Annotated in this window: 1 protein-coding gene and 2 pseudogenes; all 3 read left to right on the forward strand. The window is 67.4% G+C overall.

The window, feature by feature from the left end:
* A pseudogene (locus EN781_RS33210) lies at positions 1 to 195 on the forward strand (RNA pseudouridine synthase); the annotation flags it as partial.
* Positions 192 to 746 carry a 16S rRNA (guanine(966)-N(2))-methyltransferase RsmD gene (rsmD, locus tag EN781_RS33215; protein WP_126055116.1) on the forward strand — a complete coding sequence of 185 codons (555 nt, stop codon included), beginning with the start codon at positions 192 to 194 and terminating at the stop codon, positions 744 to 746. The pseudogene EN781_RS33210 and the gene rsmD, both read left to right, overlap by 4 nt.
* An 82-nt stretch (positions 747 to 828) precedes the next feature.
* Positions 829 to 974 (forward strand): annotated as a pseudogene (locus tag EN781_RS35700) (insulinase family protein); the annotation flags it as partial.

The following is a 974-nucleotide window of genomic DNA, read 5'->3' on the forward strand; positions in this document are numbered from 1 at the left end:
GCGGAGGCCGATGCGGCCAAGGCGGCCGACGCCAAGGCGCGCAAGGCCTCGTTCAAGCCGGCATATGGCAAGCCTGGCGGCAAGCCAGGTGGCGCCAAGCCGTACGGCAAGCCGCGAGGCGACCGGCCGGAAGGCGGCGGCAGGCCTGGTGGTGACAGGCCACGTGGTGGCCCCAAGGGTTCCCGCACCAGATGAGGATCGTCGGTGGTGAGTTTCGCGGGCGTCCGCTGGCGACGCCACGCAGCAATGCCATCCGTCCGACCACCGACCGCACCCGCGAGGCGGTGTTCAACGTGCTGGCGCACCGTTTTGCAGATAAGCTCGATGGCGCACGCGTGCTCGACCTCTTCGCCGGTACGGGCGCGCTCGGCCTCGAGGCGCTGTCGCGCGGCGCTTCCTATGGCGTCTTCATCGAGGAATCGGCCGAGGGACGCGGCCTGATCCGCAGCAATGTCGAGACGTTCGGGCTGACCGGCCGCACCAAGATTTTTCGGCGCGACGCCACCGCTCTGGGCGAGGCCGGCACGCTTGCCGCCTTCGGCCTCGTCTTCGCCGATCCACCTTACGGCAAGGGCCTGGGCGAGCGCGCCCTGCGCTCCGCGAGACAAGGCGGTTGGTTGCTGCCCGGCGCGCTCTGCGTGGTCGAGGAAGTGGCTTCCGCCCCGTTCGATGCCGGCGAGGGGTTCGCCGTGGTCGACGAGCGCGGCTACGGCGAAACGGTGATCCGGTTCATCAAGGCGGGGTGAGCGCCTCGAAAATGACGAACAATTCACTTTGCCTCGGCTGGCAACCTTGCCTATCGTCCCGCAATGAGAACCGGAGCCATCAATGACACCCCATACTGAATGGCTGCGGAGAGTCTTGCTCACCACTTCGCTGTTCCTGACCGACCCCGCACTCGCCGCCGATGACGGCAAGGTCACGGATTTCCTGCTCGACAACGGCATGGAGGTGGTGGTCATCCCCGACCATCG

Source organism: Mesorhizobium sp. M4A.F.Ca.ET.090.04.2.1 (assembly GCF_003999085.1).
In the GTDB taxonomy this organism is placed as follows: Bacteria; Pseudomonadota; Alphaproteobacteria; order Rhizobiales; family Rhizobiaceae; genus Mesorhizobium.

Excerpts from the sequence above, each read along its gene's own strand:
- rsmD (WP_126055116.1), top strand. The coding sequence starts at position 192 with ATGAGGATCGTCGGTGGTGAGTTTCGCGGGCGTCCGCTGGCGACGCCA.